The organism is Curtobacterium sp. ER1/6 (genome assembly GCF_001742745.1).
GTDB classification, from domain to species: domain Bacteria; phylum Actinomycetota; class Actinomycetes; order Actinomycetales; family Microbacteriaceae; genus Curtobacterium; species Curtobacterium citri.
The window spans coordinates 623,619-645,613 of sequence record NZ_MJAK01000001.1; the positions used below are offsets into that span (position 1 = coordinate 623,619).

Genomic DNA, 21,995 nt, shown 5'->3' on the forward strand with positions numbered 1-21,995 from the left:
ACAGGAAAGCGAGAGCGACATGCGCGCAGTGGTCTGGCACGGCATCGGGGACATCCGTCTCGACGAGGTCCCGGAGCCCACCATCCAGCACCCGGAGGACGCGATCGTCCGGATCACCCGCAGTGCGATCTGCGGCACCGACCTGCACTTCGTGCGCGGCACCATGGCGCCGATGCAGGAGGGCACGATCCTCGGGCACGAGGCCGTCGGCGTCGTCACCCAGGTCGGCGACGCCGTGCGTGGCTTTTCCGCCGGCGACCGCGTCGTCATCAACTCGACGATCTCCTGCGGCGCGTGCCGGTACTGCCGGATGGGCAAGACCGCGCAGTGCGACGTCGCGAACCCGAACGGTCCCCAGGCGGGCACGAGCTTCTTCGGCGGCCCCGAGTCGACCGGCCCGGTGAACGGTCTGCAGGCCGAGTTCGTCCGCGTGCCCTACGCCCGCAACACGATGCACCCGCTGCCCGAGAACGTCAGCGACGAGCAGGCGATCCTGCTCTCCGACATCTTCCCGACCGGGTGGTTCGGTGCCGAGCTCGCCGGGGTCACTCGCGGTGACGTCGTCGTCGTCTTCGGTGCCGGCATCGTCGGCCAGTTCGCCGCCGCGTCGGCGTACAAGCTCGGCGCCGCGCGCGTCATCGTCGTCGACGGTGAGGAGACCCGTCTCGCCGCCGCACTCGCGCAGCACTGCGAGGTCGTCGACTACAACAGCGAGGACCCGGTGCAGGCGATCATGGACCTCACCAACGGCATCGGTGCGGACGCCGTGATCGACGCCGTGGGCGTGGACGCCGAGCGCCCGAAGCGCGGCCCGGCCGCGGTCTCCGACGAGCAGGCCCGGCAGTTCGACGCCGAGGTGCAGCAGGTCGCGCCCGACGCGTCCCCGGACGGCTTCGGCGAGCAGCAGCAGTGGAAGCCCGGCGACGGTCCGTCGCAGGTCGCGCAGTGGGCGGTCGCGTCGGTCGCGAAGTACGGCCGCATCGGCATCATCGGCGTCTACGGTCCGACCGCGCAGTCGTACCCGATCGGCGAGGCGATGAACAAGAACCTGACGATCCGGATGGGCAACTGCGACCACCACTCGGTGACGCCGCCGCTCATCGACCTGGTGGCCTCGGGACAGTTCGACCCGACCGCGCTCATCACCGAGCACGAGCCGATCGGCTCGGCGATCGAGGCGTACGAGGCCTTCGACCGCCGCGAGCCCGGCTGGGTCAAGGTGGAGCTGGAGGCGACCCGATGAGCACCTCGCCGGTCGACCAGTACGCCTTCGGCGACCCCCGGAGCCGCTACCCCGACGTCTCCCCCGAGCCGCAGACGCAGGAGGAACCGGGGCTGCAGTCGCAGATGACCCCGGTGCCCGACCTGGGCGAGTCCAGCTACCGCGGCACCGGGCGGCTCGAGGGCCGCAAGGCCGTGATCACCGGAGGGGACTCGGGCATCGGCGCCGCCGTGGCGATCGCCTTCGCCCGCGAGGGTGCCGACGTCGTCCTGGCCTACCTGCCCGAGGAGCAGTCCGACGCCGACCACGTGATCGAGCAGATCGAGGCCGCGGGTCGCAAGGCCGTCGCCGTCCCCGGGGACCTCCGCGACAAGGCGTACGCCGGGCAGCTCGTCGAGCGCGCCGTCGCCGAGTTCGGCGGGATCGACGCCCTCGTCAGCGTTGCGGGCAAGCAGCGCTGGCAGCCGGACCTGCTCGACATCACGGACGAGCAGTTCGAGGCGACCTTCGACGTCAACGTCTTCGGCCTGTTCCGCCTCGTGAAGGCCGCGCTGCCGCACCTGCAGCCGGGCTCGACCGTCACCACGACGGCCTCGATGGAGGCGTACCAGCCCGCTCCGGACCGCCTCGACTACGCGGCGTCGAAGGGCGCGATCAACAACTTCTCGAAGGGCCTGTCGCAGCTGCTCGTCGAACGTGGGATCCGGGTCAACATCGTCGCCCCGGGCCCGACGTGGACGGTCCTGCAGCCGAGCGGCGGCGTGGACCCGGAGTCGCTCCCCGAGTTCGGCAGCAGCGAGTCCCCCATGGGCCGTGCCGCCCAGCCCGCCGAGCTCGCCCCGGCGTACGTGTTCCTCGCCTCGCAGGAGTCGAGCTTCGTCGCCGGGGAGACCCTCAACGTCAACGGCGGCATGGTCACGCCCTGATCGGGAATGCCGGACGGCCGTCCGGTGTCGAACTGTCCACACCACATGCGAAGGAGCACTCATGAGCCTCGACCTCCACGAGGGGACCGGCGTCGACACCGAGCGGCACTGCGTCCCGACCAGCACCCTGAAGGCGCTGCACGACGACCAGCAGGAGCCGGCCTTCGGCCGCTGGCTGGGCCAGATCAACGGACACCGGTGATCTGATGCTCCACGGCACGCCCAGGGCGTGACGACGGACGGGAGGCGCGGTGCCGGCTGGCACCGCGCCTCCCGTCCGTCCGTGGTCGGTCAGCCCGCGGCGCCGCTGATGTTGACGAGCCAGGTGACGCCGAAGCGGTCGGTGAGCATCCCGAAGGTGTCTCCCCACGGAGCCGTCGTCAGCGGCTCCACGACCGTCGCCCCCTCGGCCAGCCCGTTCCAGTAGCCGGTCAGGATCTCCTCGTCGTCGCCGCTGAGCGACACCGAGATGCGGCTCTCGGTCGGCGTCGGCATGCTCGCCGGGGCGTCCGAGGCCATGAGCAGCAGGCCGGAGTCGGTCTGGATCTGCCCGTGCATCACCTTGTCGGCGTCCGCGGGGTCCTGCGCCATGCCGCCCTCGGCGAAGGTCATCGACTTCAGCTCGCCGCCGAGGACGCCGTGGTAGAAGTTGAGCGCCTCGCGCGCCTGGTCACGGAAGCCGAGGTAGGGGTTCAGGAAGACGGACACGGGTGCTCCTTCGGGTCGTGCGGACTCCGTCGTCCGCGTCGGCACGATCATGGCAGACGGCCGTGCACCCGTGGTGGTCGGACCACACGGGACTCGATCCGACCCGGCCTGCGGTCCGACCCGGACCCCCTCTGCCGGTCGGACGCGTGAAGTGGACGTGCACCGGTGGGACCGGCCGGTACCCGTGACCACGGCACGGCACGGCGGGCACCGGGACAGTGTGGACGGTGCCGTCCCAGCGGGCGGACCATCGACGAGGAACGGAGACGACCGGTGCGACCGAACCTCGCCGCCCTGCACGCCGAGCCCCGGGAGTGGCACCGTCGCGGCCTCCGGCACCCCGACGAGATCGCGTCGATGGTGCACGCGCGGCTGCTCGCCGACCTGCCCGCCGACCCGTGCTACCGCCACTTCTTCGTCGCGTCGTGAGCGTGGGTCGTCAGAGCTCCCGGAGCATCCGGCCCGCCACGGCGTCGTTCCAGGACGTCGTCGCACCGTCCTCGGCAGCGACGTGCATGCCGGCGTGCCCGGCGTCGAGTCCGCAGCGCCACCGGTCGAAGACGCTCATGCACAGGGTCCGGCCCGACCGGGTGGGTGGGACGACCGACGCGTCCGGAGGCGGACCGGCGGGCTCGTCGTGCGGTGGTGTGGTCGGGGGTGTTGCGGTGGTTTCGTCGTGCATCTCACCAGTGGGACGTCCCGGGACGCCGGTTTGTCACGAACCGGACCCCTCGACCATGCTCGGACGCGCACTGCCGTCGCGGTGCATGCTCGGGGTGGACCGGCCCGTCGGCCGGCGCTCGACGGACGGAAGGCGCCGATGAGCGGCGGAGGACCCCTGAAGGACGCCTCGGACGCGACGCTCGTCGCCCGTGCGTCCGACGGTGACGTCCCCGCGTTCGAGGTGCTCGCCCGGCGCCACGGTCCGCTCATGCGCGTGTACGCGGAACAGGTGCTCGGCTCGAACGACGAGGCCGACGATGTCGTGCAGGAGTCGTTCCTGACGTGCCCGTGGCGCACCCGGACCCCCGACTGCGGCTCGCGCTGACCGAGGCGGCCGTCCGCGGGCTCGTCCGCCGGGCCGGTGACACGATGGGCGGCGTCGTGATGGGCCGCTGCGTCCTCGCGGGCGACCTCGAGCAGCCCGGCGCCACCGTGCGGATCGACGTGACCGCCGGCCTGGCCTACGGCGAGCCGGCGGAGCCCACCGCCGAGCGGCTCCGTCGGACCGTCACCGAGACCGTGCAGCGGCACACGGGACTGGTCGTCGAGGCCGTCGACGTCCGCTTCGACGACGTGTACCTGCCCTGACCCGGCGACCCTGAGACTCCGACCGACCCTGACACGCGTACCGAGACCGAGGAGTGCGGATGGACGACGAAGCGCTCGCGCGCACCCTGACCGAGGCCGTCCGGGCGGTGTCCGGCGTCACCGGGGTCTACTCGGCACGACCGCTCGCGGCCGCCGCCGGGGCGGTCGCGGAGGCCGTCGCACCGGCGCTGACGCTCCCGGAACCGGACGTCCTGGTCGACGTGGACCGCGGTGGCGGACGCGTTCACGTCAGAGCCGGGATCGCCGTCTCCGGCGAGCGCCCGGCCTGCGACACGCTTCGCGCGGTGGGCGAACGCCTGCGCGACGCGCTGGACGCGGCGGTCCGGCCGTCGGTGGACCTGGTCAGCGTCACCGTCCGGCTCGTCGAGGACCCGGTGCGACCGGCGTCCTGACCGGTCGTCCACCGCAGAGGGCGGCGACCCGGTGACGGACGGGAGGCGCGGTGCGGGCCCGTGTCGTGCCTCCCGTCCGCCGGGTGGGGACGCGGTCGTCGTCGGCTCCCTGAGGCTCGGTACCGCTGGCGCTGCGTCACGAGCGCACCGGTGAGCGGACGTCGCCGTCGAGACCGACCGGAGCGGGGGTGTGGTGCCGGCTGTCCCGGCGCGACCGGAGCGGTCGCAACCGGTCGGGTGCGACACCGGCACCACGTCACCGTCCTACCGGATGACGGGCCGGATCAGCGCCGGTCTACCCGACGACTGGGGTAGACCGGTGCGGTACTGAACCGTCACCCGTCGATCCAGACCGACGACCGCCCACCGCTGCGGCACTGCAGGGCGGACCCGAAGCGCACGTCGGTCCAGGTCAGGTCCACGGTCTCCTCGTGCAGTCGTCCGCCGACGGCGTCGAACAGCGCGACCCGGGCGGGACCGTCGGGCGTCCCGTCGAGCTCGACGATCCAGGCCCCGTCGTCCCGCTCGGTCGTCGCGTCGCGGGAGGAGGGGGCGCAGTCCGTTCCCGTGCAGAGCGCCACGGCCGCGACCGGGGTCCCGTCGACGTGTGCGTCCGGCACGTGCACGGCGACCGGGTTCGGTTGGTCGTAGTCGGGACACACCGACGCGGGGTCGGACGCGCAGCCCACGAGCACGAGAGCCGAACAGAACGTCGTGAGCACCCCGCCGGCCTTGAGCATGACTCGACGCTAGCAGCGTCGCTGTCGCGAGGACCCGATGCGGGATCCCGCGCCGCATTGGCGTCGTGCGGGAGGACGACATCGACGACGTCCGCAACCGCCGGCAGCACAGCGCTGCACCCGACCGCCGCACGGCCCGGGTGACCCGCGGCAGCGGCCGCAGTGCCGCGGGAGAGCGGTCGAGGACGCGCCGACTACCGAGCGCGGAGGATGCCGAGGAACTCGTCGGCCATGGCGAGGTGCTGTTCGAGCTTCGCCCGACGTTCCTCGGTCTCGCGGACGTACTCGTCGAGCTGCCCCCGGAGCGCGTCGCGGCCGTCGTCGTCGGTGTTGGCCCCGAGCGCATCGACGACGGCGAGGAGCTCGGCCATCTGCTCGAGGGAGAACCCCAGGGGCTTCATCCGCCGGATGATGAGCAGCCGGGTCAGGTCGGTGACGGTGTAGAGCCGGAATCCGCCCTCGGTCCGGGCGGACGGGTGGAGGAGCCCCACCTCGTCGTAGTGCCGGATGGTCCGGTGCGAGAGACCCGTGCGCTCGGCGAGCTCACCGATGTGCATGGTCTCCGTGGCCGCCGGTCGCGTCATCCGCCGTCCCTCCTGAACGCTCAGTCGCCCCGTGAGCGTAGCGGCACTGCGCGCCGGAAGTGCTTCAGGCCATCGCTTGCGCGCGAACCCTTCCGTTGCGTTAGAGTCAGATCACTCCAACCCTCTCGCAACGGGAGGGTCTGGACCGGCCGGACGCTCCGACGCCGCCGGCCCTGCGCGATGACGCGCCCCACGACAGCTCTCGCGGGCGCAGCGCCCGCACCCCCATCCGAAGGAGACCCGTGACCACCGTCACGCAGTCGGTGCCCGCCCAGGTGCACCACAGCCCCACCGTCCTGTCCGCACTGCGGAACCCGAAGATCCTGCTCCGCGAGGTCCTGGCCGGCCTCGTCGTCGCCCTCGCCCTCATCCCCGAGGCGATCTCGTTCTCGATCATCGCCGGCGTCGATCCCCGCGTCGGCCTGTTCTCGGCCTTCGTGATGGCCGTCGTCATCTCCTTCGTCGGCGGCCGCGCCGCGATGATCACCGGCGCCACCGGCGCCATCGCCCTCGTCGTCGCCCCCGTGATGCAGGAGTACGGCCTCGACCACCTGATCGCCACCGTCCTCCTCGGCGGGATCCTCCAGCTCGTCCTCGGCGGACTGGGCGCTGCGAAGCTGATGCGGTTCGTGCCCCGGTCCGTGATGATCGGCTTCGTCAACGCCCTCGCGATCCTGATCTTCACGGCGCAGCTGCCGAACATCATCGGCGTCCCCTGGCTCGTCTGGCCCATCGCCGCTGCCGGCATCGCGATCATCGTCCTGCTGCCCCGGCTCACGAAGGCGATCCCTGCACCCCTGGTCGCGATCGTCGTCCTGACCCTGGTGACCGTGTTCGCGTCGCTCGCCGTGCCGACCGTCGGCGACGAGGGCAAGCTGCCCGACAGCCTCCCGACGCTCTTCATCCCGAACGTCCCGGTGACCCTCGAGACGCTCACGACCATCGCCCCCTACGCCCTCGCGATGGCGCTCGTCGGACTCCTCGAGTCGCTGATGACCGCGAAGCTCGTCGACGAGGTCACCGACACCGGCTCCCCGAAGACCCGCGAAGCGCTCGGCCAGGGCATCGCGAACATCGCCTCCGGGTTCTTCGGCGGCATGGGCGGTTGCGCGATGATCGGCCAGACGATGATCAACGTCAAGGCATCCGGCGCCCGCACCCGCATCTCGACGTTCCTGTCCGGTGTGTTCCTGCTCGTCCTGGTCGTCGGGCTCGGTGACGTCGTCGCGATCATCCCGATGGCGGCCCTCGTCGCCGTCATGGTGATGGTCTCCGTCGGCACCTTCGACTGGCACAGCATCAAGCCCTCCACCCTCAAGCGGATGCCGATCGGCGAGACGCTCGTCATGGTCCTCACCGTCGTGATCGTCGTCGCCACCGACAACCTCGCCATCGGCGTCATCATCGGCGTCATCGCCGCGATGATCGTCTTCGCCCGCCGCGTCTCCCACTTCACCACCGTCGACCGGTCGATCGAGACGCTCAGCACCGGTGAACAGCACGCGCGCTACACCGTCGAGGGCGAGCTGTTCTTCGCCTCCTCCAACGACCTCACCACCCAGTTCGACTACTCGGGCGACCCGGACCTCGTGATCATCGACATGACCAGGTCGCACGTGTGGGACGCCTCCACCGTCGCCGCGCTCGACGCGATCGAGACCAAGTACCACCAGCACGGCAAGCGGGTCGAAATCCGCGGCATGAACGACGCCAGCCAGGCCTTCCACGGCCGCCTCGCCGGCAACCTCGGCGCCGGCCACTGAGACCCGCTGGCGCTGACCGAGCGCATCCGTCCTGTGGGCCCTGCCGGGATCGAACCGACGACATCCACGGTGTAAACGCTGTCGCGGCGGGCACTTCCCATATAGCTACAGGGCTCCGGTGTTGCTGACGTTGCACCGGACTCCCCCTGTGTCACCCTAGGGGACACCACAGGGACACGCGACACGCCCGGGCTCATGTCTAGCTTTGAGGAGATTCTTTGACATGAGCCTGTGGCAGCGCTTCACTGGCTAAAGCACCGTATGTGACCCAATGTGCTCGCACGGACCCGTACGGACTGTTTAGAGAGCGAGGCGTGTGGGACCTACCCACGGCTTTTTTGACATGGCCATGTCAAACGGAAAAGCCGGGGACGGCTCCTCGACGTAGTGTGAAAGGGCCGAAGCAACCGCTCCGGCCCTGACACCCGAGACCGGACAAGCCTGGCAGCACATCGGTCTCGAACAAGCGCCCTGTTGGAGGTCACTTGAACTCACACCCTAGCCCACGTCCGAACCACTGGCCCGTCATCGTCGGCGCGGTTACCGGGGTCCTACACCTCGGAGCCGCGACTGTCGAACTCCTGACGGTCCTGTTCCACTGACACCGAACGGCCTCGTCTCGTTGGAGGCGGGGCCGTTCGGCGTCTACAGCGGCGTGGCCGCGAAGCACACCGACGTGCAGCGTGAGGGTCGGACCATACGTCGGGCAGTATGGACCGCGTGTCGTCTGCTGAAGCCCTCTCACTTGCCGGTGTCATCGTTGCTGCCATCTCTGCACTAGCAACAGGTGTGTCCGCCATAGTCATCGCAATCCAGTCCAAGCACACCCGCGCATCGGCCGAGGCATCGCAAGCGGCAGTAGTCGTTGCGCACGAAACATTGCGGGAGGCGCAGATTGCACGGCTCGACGCCATAGCACCTCAGGTGTTGGTCGAAACCTATGACTTCGTTGTCGACATACCCACGGCTGCCCCCTCGAAACAGGGGCAAGCCGTGCCGGAAGACGGAATCCTGCGACTCACCCGAGACGGTGAGCTTCGGATCACGTGCGCTGTTGGACTGCGTGTTCGTAACGAGGGGAATCGCAGCGTCCCGCTCGCATTCTCTTCCCCTTTTTTCCTCGATGGCAAATCGTACGGCTTCGTGCAGCAAACTCTTAAGCCCGCAGAAGAAATTGCAGGCCGCTACCACGTGACGCAAACCTTCGCCGAGTGGGTGAACCGAGCCCAAGCATCACTCGACGGCGGAATCGGGGACACCGACACGTTCGAAATAGCGTATTCAGGACCGGGAGATTCCGACCTGTCGGAATATCACCGAATCCAAACGAGCGGCTATCCAATTATCAAGGTCGTCAATCAGGACAGCGCTTGGACCCTGGGCGAACTTTTCACCACTGAGGTCAAGGTCGAAGCGCTGCCCCTGGAACGTGTCTATTGGAGATCGCGGAAGCGCGGCGAGAAGTTTTAAATTAAGCCGGTCCGAGGCAGCTGACCGTGCACCAGGCGTCGTAGCCGTTGGTACCGAGGTTCGCGCTCTGCGCTCCGAGCGCCTGCACGCGGAGCGCGTCACCCTTCCGGAGCGCGACCGCACCCGAGACGCCAACACCACCGGTCCGGCTCCCGTGGTCTCACGCTTGAAGAGCGTCCCGGGGTAGGTGGTGTCGGTGTTCGTCCCCGGGGCGGGCGACTGAACGGGCCGAACTGGAAGCGAGCGGTCGGCTGGTCCACGCACTCACGCGGACGCCGTGAGCATGACCTCCGCCATACCGCCGCGACCCTGTGGCTGCAAGCGGGCATCGACATTAAAACGGTGCAGGCCTGGCTTGGGCACTCCACCGCGAAGCTGACGCTGGACACGTACTCGCACTGGATGGGGACAGACGCCGACGCTGCGGCTCTTGCCCGCGTCAACGCGGCATTGGCCGGGGACACCTCAGGGACACGCACCCCGAGCCTGACAGCGGCGAAGTAGCCCGAGACGCAAGAAAGCCCCGGCTCTGACCGGGGCTTTCTTCATGTGGGCCCTGCCGGGATCGAACCGACGACATCCACGGTGTAAACGTGGCGCTCTACCAGCTGAGCTAAAGGCCCCTGCCCTCGATCCTAGAGGGTCCTCCGACCCACGTCCCCCGGCCGTAGACACCGGACCGGTGCGGTCCCGCCCACGATCCGCCATGCTGGCACCGTGCCGACTCCCCCGCTCGCCCCACGCCGACCCGACGACCTCCGCGGTCTGCGGGTCGCCGGCACGGTCCTGCTCGCGCTCGCGGTCCTGTCCTGGGCCGCGTCAGCGATCTGGCTGCGAGCCACCGCGGGCGCCGAGGGCGGCGTGGACTTCGGGCCGATGTGGCTCGTCCTGGCCGCCCTGTTCACCGGTGTCCCGGGACTCGCGTTCCTCGCCGTCGCCGCAGCCGCGACCAGTCGTGACCGCCAACGCGACCGCGGCAGCGACCGCAACCGCAACCGCGGTAGCGCCCGCGACCGCGCGCACCGGTCACCCGACGGCGCCGGACGCTGACCCGACCCCTCAGCCGAACCGCTCGACGAACTCCCGCTTGAGCACCTTCCCGCTCGGCCCCAGCGGCAGCGCGTCCACGACGTGCACGATGCGCGGGTACTTGTACACCGCGATCTCGTCCGCGACGAAGCGGACGAGCTCCTCCGGGGTCACGGTGGCGTCGGGACGGAGCACGACCGCTGCGGCGACCTCCTGGCCGTGCACCTCGTGCGGGACACCGAACACGGCCGCCATGGTGACGTCCGGGTGCGTGGCGAGGACCTCCTCGACCTGCCGCGGGTACACGTTGTAGCCGTTGCGGATGATCATGTCCTTCGTGCGGTCGACGATCGTCAGGTAGCCGTCGTCGTCCTTCGTCCCGAGGTCCCCGGTCCGGAACCAGCCGTCCACGATCGCGGCGGCAGTGGCGTCCGGCCGGTTGAGGTAGCCGTTCATCAGGTTGTGTCCCCGGATGACGAGCTCGCCGATCTCCCCGCGCGGCAGCAGCACCACGTGGTCGGCGTCCTCCGGGTCGGCGATCTCGATGTCGACGCCCCAGATCGGGGTGCCGATGGTGCCGGGTCGGGGCGCGGTGCCCACGTGGTTGAACGACGCGACCGGTGAGGTCTCGGTGAGCCCGTACCCCTCGTGCACCGGGGCGTCGAAGACCTCCTGGAAGCGTTCGAGGACGGCGAGGGGCAGCGACGCGCCGCCGGAGATGGCGTAGCGCAGCCGCGGCCGGGCCTCGGTGCGGGTCGCTGCGTCGAGGAGCGCGATGTACATGGTGGGCACCCCCATGAAGATCGCCGTTTCGTGCTCGACCATCGCCGCCAGGGCGGCGTCGCCGTCGAACTTCGGCAGCATGACGATCGTGGCCCCGGCGCGGAAGCCGGTGTTCATCGTGCAGGTCTGGCCGAACGTGTGGAAGAGCGGCAGCGCGCCGAGCAGGACGTCGCCCCGGCGCATGTCGAAGGTGGTGAGCAGGCTCGTGTTCACCTGCTCGAGCAGCGCGAAGTGCGAGCCCTCGGCACCCTTCGGCTGTCCCGTCGTGCCGCTCGTGTACAGGATCGTCGCGGTGTCGAACGGGTGTCGCGGGACGTAGGTGGTCAGCGGCTCGCTCGTCGCGGCGAGGGCCTCCAGGCGGTCCGGACCGGCTTCGGTGTCGGCCGGCGCGAGCACGCTGAGGAGGTCGACGCCCGCGAGCTCGGCACCGGCACCGCCCTCGCCGAGGAGCGGGGCGGCGCACACCATGAGCGCGGCGCCGCTGTCCTGCAGCACGAACTCGATCTCACGACGCTTGAGCAGCGCGTGCACCGGCACGACGACGGCTCCGAGCGCGAGCACGGCGTAGTAGACCCGGGCGAAGTCGGTCACGTTCGGCACGAGCATCGCGACGCGGTCGCCCTCGCCGATGCCACGGGCACGCAGCGCCCCGGCGTACGCGAGGGTCTCGCGCCACAGCTCGGCGTAGGTCGTCCGACGGTCGCCGACCACGACGGCGACGTCGTCGGGGAACCGTGCGGCGGACTCGGCGAGGATCGCGGCGACGGAGGCCGTGGCCTGGGTCGACCGTGTGCCGTCGTCGGCTCCGGTGGCGGGGTGGCTGCTGGTGGTGGTGCTGGTCATGCCGGCCTTCCGTCTCCCGTGACGAGTACTCCTCAGCGAGCCTACGACCCGCGACGGCGACGGGTCCGGGACGCGCCGGAGCGCCCCCGCGACGGGGGTGGTGGTCCGCCGGACCGCCCCCGATCCGGTGCGTCCTGTGGCTGATCGGGCGCGTTGTCGGTGGCATCGTGTTCAATCGGAGCGTCGCGGCACGGGTCAGGTGCCACGGCGCCGGCGGTCGGTCTGTGTTCGGGTCACGGATCGGCCGCCGCCCCATGCGCTGGCCCCGGCCACCGCGGGTCGCCCACGGACCGCGCGGCGGACGGGAGGCGCGGGGCGGGGCCCGCCCCGCGCCTCCCGTCCGCCGCTCACCCACCGCTGTTCCGAACTGCGCGAGCGGTCTGTACCCCGACGCACGGTCCCGATCGCGAGGCACGCTCGGTACGGTCCCACCCAGACGGGACGAGGAGGTGTGCGATGACCGAGGACGGCACGCACGGGACGTCGGGGTACTGGTACCCCGACCGGCAGGAGCAGGCCGGGGTCGGACTGCTCTCGCTCATGCGGCGGTACCGCGCGGCCGAGGTGGCCATGCGCGAACGCAAGCGGCGCTCGATGCAGATGAACGCGACCGACATGGAGGCCGTGCGCTTCCTGCTGCGCGCCGGCGAGCAGGAACGACCGGTGCGGCCCGGCGACCTCACGGCCCACCTCGGCATCACGTCGGCGTCGACGACGGCGGTGGTGAAGCGGCTCGTGGCCTCCGGGCACGCCGAACGCCGACCCGACCCCGCCGACGGCCGCGGTGCGCTGCTCGTCGCCACGGTCCGCAGCGACGACGAGGTCCGGTCCGAGCTGACCGACGTGCACGCGCGGATGATCGCCGCGGCGGACCGGCTGTCACCGCAGACCGTCGCCGAGATGAGCGCCTTCCTCGCCGAGATGATCACCGTCATGGAGGCCGACGCCCCCTCGGTGGAGGCTGACGGCGCCGACCGACCGCGGCCGATGTCCGAGATGCGTACGCATCCAGATCGGTAGTTAGACAAACTAGAGAGACCGGAGCAAGCTGGTGCCAGTCGCCGAACGGTGACGACCGACGTCACGGGAAGGGCCGGCCATGAGCACCATCGACGCAACACACTCGCAGTTCTCCGAGGTCCGGGAGACAGCGCGTGGCCGCCTGCTCGCCGTCGTGGCGACCAGCCTCGGCATCGTCGCCGTCACCGTGGCCACCGCCGCCGTGACCGTCGTCACGCTGGGGGCCTGAGCACGATGAGCCTCCGCGACCTCCACGAGCTCCAGCGCAACCCACACGAGTGGCACCGCCGCGGTCTGCGGCACCCCGACGAGATCGACGCCCTCGTGCACCACCGCACGCACGGCGACGTCCCGCCCGAGCCGACCTACGGCGACTTCTTCCGCGCCGCCTGACGCCCGACGGACGCTCGACCAGCGTCCGACGGCCGTCCACCCGCCGTCCGGAGCCCGCACACCGTTCAGTCGGTGCGCGGGCTCCGCTGCGTCGCCCGACGGCCCACGGCGCGGAGCTCCGGGAACTGCTCGTCCCGCCACTCCCCCTCGACCCGGGCGCCGGCGGTCGCCGCCCGCTCCTCGCGCTCGCGGAGCTCGACCCGCCGGATCTTGCCGGAGATCGTCTTGGGCAGGGGACCGAACTCGACGCGGCGGACGCGGGCGTACGCCGGCAGGGCGGTGCGCGCGTGCTCGAGCACCGCGCGGGCGGTGTCTGCGGTCGGCTCCCACCCGGCGGCGAGCGTCACGTACGCCTTGACGACGTTGAGCCGCGCCTCGTCCGGAGCGGGCACGACGGCGCTCTCCGCCACGGCGTCGTGGCGCAGGAGTGCGCTCTCCACCTCGAACGGCGAGACCTTGTAGTCCGACGACTTGAAGACGTCGTCGGTGCGTCCGATGAACGTGAGCTGGCCGTCGGCGTCCCGGCTCGCGACGTCGCCGGTGCGGAAGAAGCCCTCGCGCATGGCGTCGGCGGTGCGCTCGGGGTCGCCGAGGTAGCCGGCCATGAGGTTCGTCGGCCGCTCGGTGAGGTCGAGGCACACCTCGCCCTCGTCGCCGGCACGTCCGGTCACCGGGTCGAGCAGCGTGACGGTGACGCCGGGGAGCGGCCGCCCCATCGCGCCGGGGGTCACCGGGGCGCCGGGCACGTTGCCGACGATCGCGGTCGTCTCCGTCTGCCCGTAGCCGTCGCGGATGGTCAGTCCCCACGCCGCCTGCACGCGTGCGATCACCTCGGGGTTGAGCGGCTCCCCCGCTGACACGACCTCCCGCAGCGCCCGCGGCTTCGGCCCGAGGTCGGCCTGCAGCATCATGCGCCACGCGGTCGGGGGCGCGCAGAAGGTGTCCACGCCGGCCTCCTCGAGCTGCGCCAGCAGTCCGGCGGGGTCGAACCGGGGGGTGTCGTACACGAAGACGGTTGCCTCGGCGATCCACGGAGCGAAGAAGCAGCTCCAGGCGTGCTTGCCCCAGCCGGGCGAGCTGATCGCGAGGTGGACGTCGCCGGGCCGGAGGCCGAGCCAGTGCATCGTGCTGAGGTGCCCGACGGGGTAGGAGACCTGCGAGTGCACGACCATCTTCGGCTTCGAGGTCGTGCCGGAGGTGAAGTAGACCAGGCACGGGTCGCCGGTGCGGGTGGTGACCACCGGTCGCACCTCGCCGGCCGGTGCCGGGTCGCCGAGGTCGTCCGGGTAGGTCGTCCACCCGTCCGCGGTGCCCCCGACCACGATGCGGGACGGCGCCCCCGTGACACCGTCGAACTTCGGCGTCTCGCCGTGGTTCGTGACGACGTGGGCCACGCCGCCGCGGTCGATCCGGTCCTGCAGGTCGGCGGTGTCGAGCATGGTCGAGGTCGGCAGGATCACGGCGCCGAGCTTCATGACCGCGAGCATCGTCTCCCAGAGCTCGAGCTGGTTGCCGAGCATGAGCAGCACGTGGTCGCCCTTCCGCACCCCGAGCCGGTCGAGGTGCACGGCGAGGCGGTCGGACCGCGCCGCCATCTGGGCGTAGGTCGTCCGGGAGCCGCCGTCCTCGTCGACGATCCACAGCGCCACGCGGTCGTTCCCCCGCGCGACCACGTCGAACCAGTCCGTCGCCCAGTTGAACGTGTCGCCGAGGTCGGGCCACCGGAAGGCACGGCGGGCCTCCTCGGCGCGCACCGGATCACGCTCGTCGAGGACGGCGAGCAGTTCGTCGCGGGCGGCGCGGTAGACCTGGGTCGGGTTCGAGGAGGGCACCGGTCGATCATGCCGGATCGGCGGCGGACGTGCAGCGTGCGGTCGTCGGGAGCGCGTAGCGTCGCTCCTCGTGGACAGGGTCGGTGTGGTGGACGAGGCGGGACGCCTGCGGCTGCTCGGCAGCGCGGTCGCGGGCGCGGCCTTCGGGGTCGTGCTCGCCGTGCTCGTCGCGTCCTCGTGGGCCACGACGACCAGGGGCCTCGTCGTCGGGGTCGGCGTCCCCGCGGCCGTGCTCGGCGGCGCCGTGGGCGTCTGGACGCAGCTGCGCTCCTGGCGCGCGGCGGGTGGCTACGAGCACGCCGTCGCCGTGCAGCGCTGGGTCGCCGAGGGGCGGGTCCCGCTCGGCGTCCCCGCCGAGGAGTGGGTCCCGGCCCTGCAGGCCCAGGCGGCCCGCGAGGCCGCGGGGTGGGGCAAGGTCGTGCTCTGCGTCCTCTGGACCGCGATGACGCTGTCGATGGCCGACCAGCACGGACCGGTCCTGACGACGCTGCTCGCCGCGCTCTGGATCGGCATGGGGACCTGGTCGGTCGCGTGGGTGATCCCCCGCGCCCGTGCGGCACGGGCGCTCCTCCAGCGCGCGGGCGCCGCCCTGCCCGGCCCCGTCGAGCCCGGCGCGGTCGAGCCCGGTACCGGGCCCGGCTCCGTCGGTCCCGGGTCCGTCGGGCCCGGCCCCGTCGACCGCTGACGGCGGCGGCGGACGGACAGGCCGGGGACGCGCACCACCCCGGTGACTACGCTCGGTCCCATGCAGAGTCGCACCCTCGGCCGTACCGGCCGCCCCGTGTCCGTCGTCGGCCTCGGCACCTGGCAGTTCGGCGGTGACTGGGGTCCCGTCAGCGAGCAGGACGCGAACGCCGTGATGGACGCCGCCGTCGAGTCCGGCACCACGCTCTTCGACACCGCCGACGTGTACGGCGACGGCCGGAGCGAGCAGCTCATCGGGGCGTGGCGGCAGGCGAACCCGGACGTCCCGCTCACGGTCACGACGAAGATGGGCCGCCGAGCCGACCAGGTCCCGTCGAACTACGTCGCCGCGAACTTCCGCGAGTGGGTGGACCGGTCCCGGCGGAACCTGCAGCAGGACACGCTCGACCTCGTCCAGCTGCACTGCCCGCCGACGCCGGTCTTCGAGGACGACGCCGTGTACGACGCGCTCGACGCGCTCGTCGCCGACGGATCGGTCGCCGCCTACGGCGTCTCGGTCGAGACCGCCGACCAGGCGCTCACCGCGATCGCCCGCCCGCACGTCGCGAGCGTGCAGGTCATCCTCAACGCCTTCCGCCTCAAGCCGCTGGACCGCGTGCTGCCGGCCGCACGGGAGGCGGGGGTCGGCATCCTCGCGCGCGTCCCGCTGGCATCGGGGCTGCTCTCCGGCAAGTACACCACCGACACCACGTTCAGCGAGGGCGACCACCGCAACTACAACCGGCACGGCGAGGCGTTCGACCAGGGCGAGACCTTCAGCGGCGTCGACTTCGAGGACGGCGTGCAGGCGGCGCAGGCCTTCGCGGCCGCGCTCCCCGAGGGGGTCTCGGTGCCGCAGGCAGCCCTCGCGTGGATCGTCGCGCAGGACGGCGTGACCGCGGCGATCCCGGGCGCCCGCAACCCGGAGCAGGCCCGCTCGAACGCCGGGGCCGCCGACCTCGTCGACGGCGGTGCGCTCGACCTCGGCGTGCTCGCCGTCACCGTGCACGAGCTCTACGACCGGTGGTTCCGGGCCGCGGTGCACGACAAGTGGTGAGTGCCCGACCGCCGCGCGGCGCGCGCACCACGGCACCACGCGGTGTCGTCGTGACGCTCGTCGCGGCGGTGGCGGTCGTCCTGCTCGCCCTCTGCACGGCGCCCGCGACGGGCACGACCCGCACCGCACCTCCCTGGCCGGCGCCCACCGACCTCGAGACGCGGGCCGAGGCGGCGGGGCTGCGGAACGTCTGGGGCGAGCCCCTGGCGGAGCACGTGCACACCCACCTGACGGTGCTCGACGGTGCGACCCCGGTCACGGTCCCCGGTGACGTCGGCCACTCGGCACGCCGGCACTTCGCCGCCGAGCTGCACACGCACGACACCTCGGGCATCCTGCACGTCGAGTCGCCCACCCAGCAGACGTTCACCCTCGGGCAGTTCTTCGACGAGTGGGACGTCTCGCTCGGCGCCGGCCACGTCGGTGGGCTGCGGGGCGAGCTGACGGTGTGGGTGGACGGCCACCGGTACCTCGGCAACCCGCGGTCGATCGAGCTGACGAACCGTCGGCAGGTCGTGCTCGCGGTGACGACGGTCGGCGAGGTCGCGCACCGGCCGGCCCCGTTCGACTGGCCGCCGCAGTACCGCTGAGCGGCGTCCCCGCCTCCCCGTACGCTGCCTGCATGACGACGATCCGGACCGGCACGGACCTCGCGGCGGTCGACGACGTCGTCGCGGCCGTCGCCGCGCACGGCGAGCGGTACCTGTCCCGCGTGTTCACCCCGCGGGAGCGCGCCGACGTCGGCGACGACCCCGAGCGGCTCGCCGCGCGCTTCGCCGGCAAGGAGGCCGTGCTCAAGCTCCTGCGTCCCGGACGCGACGAGGCGGTGCCGCTGACCGACGTCGCGGTCGTGCTCGACGCGTCCGGCGCTCCGCTCGTCGAGCTGTCCGGACGGGCCGCCGAGCTCGCCGCGGCGATCGGTTGCGGCCCCGTCGCGGTGTCGTTGTCCCACGAACGGGGGCTGGCGATCGCCACCGTCGTGGCCCTGTCCGAGCACTGAACGCCGCCGCGACGGTTCTTGCGGCCCGCGTGCGGGTTCGCGCACCCGCACGGCGGTTTTCCGGGCCGCCGCGCTCCTTATGGTTGCCCACATGCACCACGAACCGACCTCCGCAGCGACCGCCGTCGCACTCGCCGCCCCGATCGCCGAGCAGGCGGTCCGCCGTGCCCTCGCCGCCCACGGACGCCTCAGCGTCGACGCGTCCACCGTGGCCGCCATCGCCGACCTCTACGCCCTCGGCCTGACGTCGCACGCGTCCGTCACCGTGATGCTCGCGGTCGAGGACGAGCTCGACGTGGAGTTCCCCGAGTCCGCGCTGCACCGCTCGACCTTCGCCACGATCGAGTCGATCACGGCCGCCGCCGAGGCCGCCGCGTGACCGCCCCGGTCACCACCGACGAGGCGGACGCCCGACCCCTCACCGAAGACGGAGCCGGACCCGCGACCGCACACGGACACGGACACGGACACGGCCCCGCCACGGTCGTCGACGACACCACGGCGGGCGCCGACCGCTTCGCCGCCCCCGCCGCCCTGGTCGCCGAGGTCGCCGCCCGGTTCGCCGAGGAGGTCGACCGCGACGCCCGTCCCCCGCGCGAGGCCATCGCCGCGATGCGGGAGCACGGCCTCCTCGCCGCAGCGGTGCCGGTGGCCCTCGGCGGTGCCGGTGCCTCGCTCGCCGAGCTCTCCGCGATCGCCACCACCCTCGGTCGCGCCTGCGCCGCCACCGGCATGGTGTTCGCGATGCACCACGGCCAGGCCATGGCGCTCTGGCGGCACGGCGGGGTCGGGCTCGGTGTCTCCGAGATGACCGAGGCCGTCCGCGGCGGTGCCCTCGTGGCGTCCTCCACCACGGAGAAGGGCATCGGCGGCGACGCCCGCCGCAGCACCTGCGCGGTCGAGGTGTCGTCCTCCGGTCGGATCCACCTGCGCAAGGACGCGCCGGTGATCTCGTACGCGACCGAGGCGGACGCCGTGTTCGTCACCGCGCGACGCGACCCCGATGCGGCCCCCTCCGACCAGCGGCTCGTGATCTGCCTGCCCGCCGAGACCACGCTGACGCAGACGTCCACGTGGGACACGCTCGGGCTCCGCGGCACGTGCAGCAACGGCTGGGTGCTCGAGGCCGACACCCACGAGGACCGGGTGCTCCGCGACGACTACGCCACGATCTCGGCGCAGACCGTCCTGCCGGTCTCCCACGTGCTGTGGGCGTCGGTGTGGCTCGGCATCGCCGCCGACGCCGCCGACCGTGCGCGCCGGACGGTGCGCCGGCAGGCACGCGCCGCGGTGGGGACGACCCCGCCCGGCGCACTCCGGCTCGCCGAGCTCCTCGTCGAGCTGCAGACGTTCGGCGATGCCGTCCGGCACGCCGCCGAGCGGTTCGACGCGGTCGCGGACGACCCGTCGGTGCTCGAGTCCACGTCGTACGCCCTGGCGGCGAACGCGCTGAAGATCAACGCGTCCGAGCAGGTCGTCGACATCGTGACCACGGCGATGCGGATCATCGGGATCGCGGGCTTCGCGGCCAGCGGCCCGGCGAGCGTCGCCCGTCACCTCCGGGACGCCCACGGTGCCGCCGTCATGGTGAGCAACGACCGTCTCCTCCAGAACGATGCAGTACTGGCCCTCACGAGCGGAGCGATCCTGTGACCATCACCGACCCCACCACCACGACCACCGAGGGCGACACCGCCGCCGCCCTCGCCGCCGCGCGCGCCGACCTCCGCGGTCGCCTGCTCGCCGACGGGGTGCTCATCGACCTCGGGTCCCCCGGCCTCTACGGCCGCACCGGCGTGTTCGAGCGCGTGTACGCGGCCGTCGACGCCGCGGCCGTCCGGAGCCAGGCCGACCTCGACGCCGAGGTCCTGCGCTTCCCGCCCGTCGAGCCCCTGGCCGCGTTCGAGCGGACCGACTACATCGCGTCCTTCCCGGACCTCGCCGCGTCGATCTCCGGGTTCACCGGTGACGACCGCACCCACCGCGCCCTGCTCGCGGCCCGGGAGCGCGGCGAGCGCTGGGAGACCTTCCTGCAGCCCGCCGACCTCATGCTCACGCCGGCTGTCTGCCACCCGGTGTACGGCCTGGTCGGCGACACCGTCCCCGAGGGGGGTCGCACCTTCGACATCGTCGGCGACTCCTTCCGCCGCGAGCCCTCGCTCGACCCGATGCGGCTGCAGGCGTTCCACATGCACGAGTTCGTGCACATCGGCACGCCGGCGTCGGCGAAGACGCACCGCGACGGCCGGATCCCGGGCATGCGCGCCCTGCTCGAGTCGTTCGGGCTCGCGATCGAGGTCGTGCCCGCGAACGACCCCTTCTTCGGTCGCGTCGGCCAGATGCTCGCGCGCAACCAGGTCGAGCAGGCGCTCAAGTTCGAGTTCGTCACCACCGTGTACGGCCCGGACCACGACGCGACGGCGATCTCGTCGGCGAACCTGCACGAGGACCACTTCGGCACCTCCTTCGGCCTGCGCACCGCGGACGGCGCGGTCGCCCACAGCGCCTGCATCGCCTTCGGCCTCGAACGGATCACCATCGCGCTCTTCGCCGCCCACGGCACCGACCCCGACCGCTGGACGTCCGACGTCCGTGCGGCGCTGGCGCTGTGAGCACCCACCACGGCTGGTCCGGCGCACCGGCGCTGCGCGTCGCCGTCCAGCTCCCGCGGTCGGCGCGCGCCGGCGTCGTGCTCTGCCCGCCGCTCGGGCAGGAGGGCGTGATCGCCTACCGCACGCTGCGCCTGCTGGCGGACCGCCTGGAGGCCCGTGGCGTGGCCTCGGTGCGCTACGACCCGTCCGGACGTGGGGACGCCGCCGACGACGACGCGCCCGACGCGCAGGTCCGGTCGGCACGGCACGCCGCGGCGCTCCTGCGTCGCTCCGGCGTCGACCGCGTGGCGTTCGTCGGGCTCGCGTCGGCCGCGCTCGTCGCCGCGGCGGCGGCCGACGACGAGGACGCCCTCGTCGTCTGGGACGCCCCGGCGTCCGGCCGCGCGTGGCTGCGGGGCCAGCGGGCGCTCGCCGCGATCACCATCGGCGCGGACCGCGTGGTCGACGGCGTCGAGTCCCTGGTCGGCATCGACCTCCCGCCGGCCGAGCTCGCCGTCCTCGGCGCGCTCGGCTTCGCACCGCGGACGGGTCCCACGGTCGCCGTCGTCCGACCCGGTGCCGCGGCCCCGCGGGCGCTCGGCGCCGTCGAGGTGCTCGAGGTGCCGGGGACCGCCGAGCTCCTCGACGGCACGAGCATCGACGCCCGGATCCCGGAGGCCGCGGTCGACCGGATCGCCGCCCGCCTGGACGAGTGGGCACCCGTGTCCGCCTCCCCGACGGTGCCGCCGGCGCTCGTCGAGGTCCTCGACGTCGACGAGCGCGTCTCCGAGCGGATGGTCCGCATCGGCCCGAACGGGCTCTTCGCCATCGAGACCGTCTCGTCGGCGCAGGACGAGGACGCCCCGGTGGTGCTGCTGCACAACGGCGCCGCCGAGCACCGCACCGGCGCCGTGGACTACCAGGTCGCCCTCGCGCGCACCCTGGCCCGCGACGGCGCCCGCGTGGTGCGCGTCGACCGTCGGGGCACCGGCGAGAGCTCGGCGGTCCGGGCGGACGAGGACACCTTCCTGTTCGCGCAGGAGTGGGTCGACGACCAGCACACGGTCGTCGCCGAGCTGCGGATCCCGTCCGAGCGGCTCGCGATCGTCGGCATGTGCGCCGGGGCGTGGATCGCCGGACGTGCGGTCGACGACAACCCGCGGCTCGTCGTCGAGATCAGCCCGAACGACTACCGCCGCACGCCCGCTGCGCCCGGCTCGTACGCGGAGTCCGCGCAGGCGGTGGCGGACGCCTCCCCGCTGCGCCGGGCGCTCCGCGGGCCGTACAACCGTCTCGTCCCCGCCCGGGTCCGGGACGCGATCGCCCGTCGGGGCTCGCTCGGCGGTGTCGTCGGGCACCTGGACCCGATCGTCGAGCACGGCACCGACGTGGTCGTCGTCGCCGCTCCCGAGGACATCGAGCGGTTCGAGCGCTACGGCGGCCGCCGCGCCGTCCGACGCTGGGGCGTGCGGGTCTCCGTCGTCGAGGTGCCGGACGGTGACCACGCGCTGTTCTCCCCCGCCATGCGCCGTGCGGTCGTGGCCGAGGTCCGCTCGCGGGTGGCCGCGACCTTCCCCACGCGGGTGCCGGTGGGCTGAGCGTCGCCGACGGGAGCAGCGTCGCCGG

General features: G+C 72.3%; 28 protein-coding genes and 1 tRNA gene. 22 read left to right on the top strand and 7 right to left on the bottom strand.

Going from position 1 to position 21,995, the window contains the following annotated elements; genetic code table 11:
- The first annotated feature begins 19 nt into the window (after positions 1-19).
- The 3 genes from Cus16_RS02880 to Cus16_RS16520 all read left to right on the top strand — a co-directional run bounded on the left by Cus16_RS02880 (position 20) and on the right by Cus16_RS16520 (position 2,350).
- Positions 20-1,243, top strand: a complete 1,224-nt coding sequence (locus Cus16_RS02880) for a zinc-dependent alcohol dehydrogenase (protein WP_069711070.1) — start codon at positions 20-22, stop codon at positions 1,241-1,243.
- Entirely contained in the window at positions 1,240-2,148 is a 909-nt protein-coding gene (locus tag Cus16_RS02885) for an SDR family oxidoreductase (RefSeq protein WP_069711071.1), read from the top strand. Before Cus16_RS02880 ends, Cus16_RS02885 begins: the two co-directional genes overlap by 4 nt.
- A gap of 61 nt (positions 2,149-2,209) precedes the next feature.
- The gene (locus Cus16_RS16520; protein ID WP_189319506.1) at positions 2,210-2,350 is read left to right on the top strand and encodes a hypothetical protein; all 141 of its coding nucleotides are present in this window, start codon (positions 2,210-2,212) and stop codon (positions 2,348-2,350) included.
- A gap of 89 nt (positions 2,351-2,439) precedes the next feature.
- On the opposite strand, the gene Cus16_RS02890 is transcribed toward Cus16_RS16520, so the two are convergent.
- On the bottom strand, positions 2,440-2,856 hold the full coding sequence (locus Cus16_RS02890) for a VOC family protein (protein ID WP_069711412.1): 417 nt from the start codon (positions 2,854-2,856) through the stop codon (positions 2,440-2,442).
- 273 nt (positions 2,857-3,129) lie between these two features.
- Here Cus16_RS02890 and Cus16_RS16525 point away from each other — a divergent pair, with 273 nt between their 5' ends.
- The gene (locus tag Cus16_RS16525) at positions 3,130-3,285 is read left to right on the top strand and encodes a hypothetical protein (RefSeq protein WP_189319507.1); all 156 of its coding nucleotides are present in this window, start codon (positions 3,130-3,132) and stop codon (positions 3,283-3,285) included.
- Between the two features lie 10 nt (positions 3,286-3,295).
- On the opposite strand, the gene Cus16_RS16970 is transcribed toward Cus16_RS16525, so the two are convergent.
- Positions 3,296-3,424: a hypothetical protein gene (locus Cus16_RS16970; protein WP_262982030.1), complete on the bottom strand. Its 129-nt coding sequence runs from the start codon at positions 3,422-3,424 to the stop codon at positions 3,296-3,298.
- 252 nt (positions 3,425-3,676) lie between these two features.
- Between Cus16_RS16970 and Cus16_RS02895 the strand changes: the two genes are divergently transcribed.
- The 3 genes from Cus16_RS02895 to Cus16_RS02905 are packed head-to-tail and all read left to right on the top strand — an operon-like array spanning position 3,677 to position 4,580.
- Positions 3,677-3,904 carry an RNA polymerase sigma factor gene (locus Cus16_RS02895; protein WP_069711072.1) on the top strand — a complete coding sequence of 76 codons (228 nt, stop codon included), beginning with the start codon at positions 3,677-3,679 and terminating at the stop codon, positions 3,902-3,904.
- Positions 3,862-4,167, top strand: coding sequence for an Asp23/Gls24 family envelope stress response protein (locus Cus16_RS02900; protein WP_141718775.1), 306 nt, complete (start codon positions 3,862-3,864; stop codon positions 4,165-4,167). Before Cus16_RS02895 ends, Cus16_RS02900 begins: the two co-directional genes overlap by 43 nt.
- Positions 4,168-4,226: 59 nt before the next feature.
- The gene (locus Cus16_RS02905) at positions 4,227-4,580 is read left to right on the top strand and encodes a hypothetical protein (RefSeq protein ID WP_069711074.1); all 354 of its coding nucleotides are present in this window, start codon (positions 4,227-4,229) and stop codon (positions 4,578-4,580) included.
- 335 nt (positions 4,581-4,915) lie between these two features.
- Here Cus16_RS02905 and Cus16_RS02910 read toward each other — a convergent pair whose 3' ends face one another.
- Both Cus16_RS02910 and Cus16_RS02915 read right to left on the bottom strand, forming a co-directional pair.
- Positions 4,916-5,320 (bottom strand): hypothetical protein, encoded by a 405-nt coding sequence (locus Cus16_RS02910; RefSeq protein ID WP_069711075.1) that lies wholly within the window; start codon positions 5,318-5,320, stop codon positions 4,916-4,918.
- A 194-nt stretch (positions 5,321-5,514) separates the two neighbouring features.
- A complete protein-coding gene (locus Cus16_RS02915) occupies positions 5,515-5,904 on the bottom strand; it encodes a MerR family transcriptional regulator (protein WP_069711076.1) in 390 nt (129 codons plus the stop codon).
- 242 nt (positions 5,905-6,146) lie between these two features.
- Between Cus16_RS02915 and Cus16_RS02920 the strand changes: the two genes are divergently transcribed.
- The 3 genes from Cus16_RS02920 to Cus16_RS15880 all read left to right on the top strand — a co-directional run bounded on the left by Cus16_RS02920 (position 6,147) and on the right by Cus16_RS15880 (position 9,641).
- Positions 6,147-7,667 carry a SulP family inorganic anion transporter gene (locus Cus16_RS02920; RefSeq protein ID WP_069711077.1) on the top strand — a complete coding sequence of 507 codons (1,521 nt, stop codon included), beginning with the start codon at positions 6,147-6,149 and terminating at the stop codon, positions 7,665-7,667.
- A gap of 720 nt (positions 7,668-8,387) precedes the next feature.
- Positions 8,388-9,137, top strand: a complete 750-nt coding sequence (locus Cus16_RS16170) for a hypothetical protein (RefSeq protein WP_141718776.1) — start codon at positions 8,388-8,390, stop codon at positions 9,135-9,137.
- A 219-nt stretch (positions 9,138-9,356) separates the two neighbouring features.
- Positions 9,357-9,641 carry a tyrosine-type recombinase/integrase gene (locus Cus16_RS15880; RefSeq protein ID WP_083263641.1) on the top strand — a complete coding sequence of 95 codons (285 nt, stop codon included), beginning with the start codon at positions 9,357-9,359 and terminating at the stop codon, positions 9,639-9,641.
- A gap of 46 nt (positions 9,642-9,687) precedes the next feature.
- Here the strand turns inward: Cus16_RS15880 and Cus16_RS02925 are convergent.
- Positions 9,688-9,760: transfer RNA gene (locus tag Cus16_RS02925), tRNA-Val, on the bottom strand.
- Between the two features lie 94 nt (positions 9,761-9,854).
- Between Cus16_RS02925 and Cus16_RS02930 the strand changes: the two genes are divergently transcribed.
- Positions 9,855-10,187: a hypothetical protein gene (locus Cus16_RS02930; protein ID WP_069711078.1), complete on the top strand. Its 333-nt coding sequence runs from the start codon at positions 9,855-9,857 to the stop codon at positions 10,185-10,187.
- Between the two features lie 9 nt (positions 10,188-10,196).
- On the opposite strand, the gene Cus16_RS02935 is transcribed toward Cus16_RS02930, so the two are convergent.
- A complete protein-coding gene (locus Cus16_RS02935) occupies positions 10,197-11,792 on the bottom strand; it encodes a long-chain-fatty-acid--CoA ligase (protein ID WP_083263642.1) in 1,596 nt (531 codons plus the stop codon).
- Between the two features lie 456 nt (positions 11,793-12,248).
- On the opposite strand from Cus16_RS02935, the gene Cus16_RS02940 reads away from it, so the two are divergent.
- The 3 genes from Cus16_RS02940 to Cus16_RS16535 all read left to right on the top strand — a co-directional run bounded on the left by Cus16_RS02940 (position 12,249) and on the right by Cus16_RS16535 (position 13,205).
- Complete coding sequence (locus Cus16_RS02940) at positions 12,249-12,812, top strand: MarR family winged helix-turn-helix transcriptional regulator (RefSeq protein ID WP_069711079.1); 564 nt, start codon at positions 12,249-12,251, stop codon at positions 12,810-12,812.
- Positions 12,813-12,891: 79 nt separating this feature from the next.
- On the top strand, positions 12,892-13,041 hold the full coding sequence (locus Cus16_RS16530) for a hypothetical protein (RefSeq protein ID WP_182047243.1): 150 nt from the start codon (positions 12,892-12,894) through the stop codon (positions 13,039-13,041).
- A gap of 5 nt (positions 13,042-13,046) precedes the next feature.
- Positions 13,047-13,205, top strand: coding sequence for a hypothetical protein (locus Cus16_RS16535; RefSeq protein ID WP_189319508.1), 159 nt, complete (start codon positions 13,047-13,049; stop codon positions 13,203-13,205).
- A 65-nt stretch (positions 13,206-13,270) separates the two neighbouring features.
- On the opposite strand, the gene Cus16_RS02945 is transcribed toward Cus16_RS16535, so the two are convergent.
- Positions 13,271-15,037 carry an AMP-binding protein gene (locus tag Cus16_RS02945; protein ID WP_069711080.1) on the bottom strand — a complete coding sequence of 589 codons (1,767 nt, stop codon included), beginning with the start codon at positions 15,035-15,037 and terminating at the stop codon, positions 13,271-13,273.
- A 70-nt stretch (positions 15,038-15,107) separates the two neighbouring features.
- Here Cus16_RS02945 and Cus16_RS16540 point away from each other — a divergent pair, with 70 nt between their 5' ends.
- From Cus16_RS16540 to Cus16_RS02985, 8 genes are all read left to right on the top strand, one after another.
- On the top strand, positions 15,108-15,722 hold the full coding sequence (locus Cus16_RS16540) for a hypothetical protein (protein WP_189319509.1): 615 nt from the start codon (positions 15,108-15,110) through the stop codon (positions 15,720-15,722).
- A 60-nt stretch (positions 15,723-15,782) separates the two neighbouring features.
- Entirely contained in the window at positions 15,783-16,778 is a 996-nt protein-coding gene (locus Cus16_RS02955; RefSeq protein WP_069711082.1) for an aldo/keto reductase, read from the top strand.
- Positions 16,775-17,368, top strand: coding sequence for a hypothetical protein (locus Cus16_RS02960; protein WP_141718778.1), 594 nt, complete (start codon positions 16,775-16,777; stop codon positions 17,366-17,368). The genes Cus16_RS02955 and Cus16_RS02960 overlap by 4 nt, the downstream gene beginning before the upstream one ends.
- 32 nt (positions 17,369-17,400) lie before the next feature.
- Positions 17,401-17,778 (top strand): holo-ACP synthase, encoded by a 378-nt coding sequence (locus Cus16_RS02965; RefSeq protein ID WP_069711084.1) that lies wholly within the window; start codon positions 17,401-17,403, stop codon positions 17,776-17,778.
- A gap of 91 nt (positions 17,779-17,869) precedes the next feature.
- On the top strand, positions 17,870-18,157 hold the full coding sequence (locus Cus16_RS02970; RefSeq protein WP_220456241.1) for an acyl carrier protein: 288 nt from the start codon (positions 17,870-17,872) through the stop codon (positions 18,155-18,157).
- A complete protein-coding gene (locus Cus16_RS02975) occupies positions 18,154-19,431 on the top strand; it encodes an acyl-CoA dehydrogenase family protein (protein WP_083263644.1) in 1,278 nt (425 codons plus the stop codon). Before Cus16_RS02970 ends, Cus16_RS02975 begins: the two co-directional genes overlap by 4 nt.
- Positions 19,428-20,390, top strand: coding sequence for an amino acid--[acyl-carrier-protein] ligase (locus tag Cus16_RS02980; protein WP_223246496.1), 963 nt, complete (start codon positions 19,428-19,430; stop codon positions 20,388-20,390). Before Cus16_RS02975 ends, Cus16_RS02980 begins: the two co-directional genes overlap by 4 nt.
- Positions 20,387-21,967: an alpha/beta hydrolase gene (locus Cus16_RS02985; protein WP_069711085.1), complete on the top strand. Its 1,581-nt coding sequence runs from the start codon at positions 20,387-20,389 to the stop codon at positions 21,965-21,967. The genes Cus16_RS02980 and Cus16_RS02985 overlap by 4 nt, the downstream gene beginning before the upstream one ends.
- Positions 21,968-21,995 lie beyond the last annotated feature (28 nt).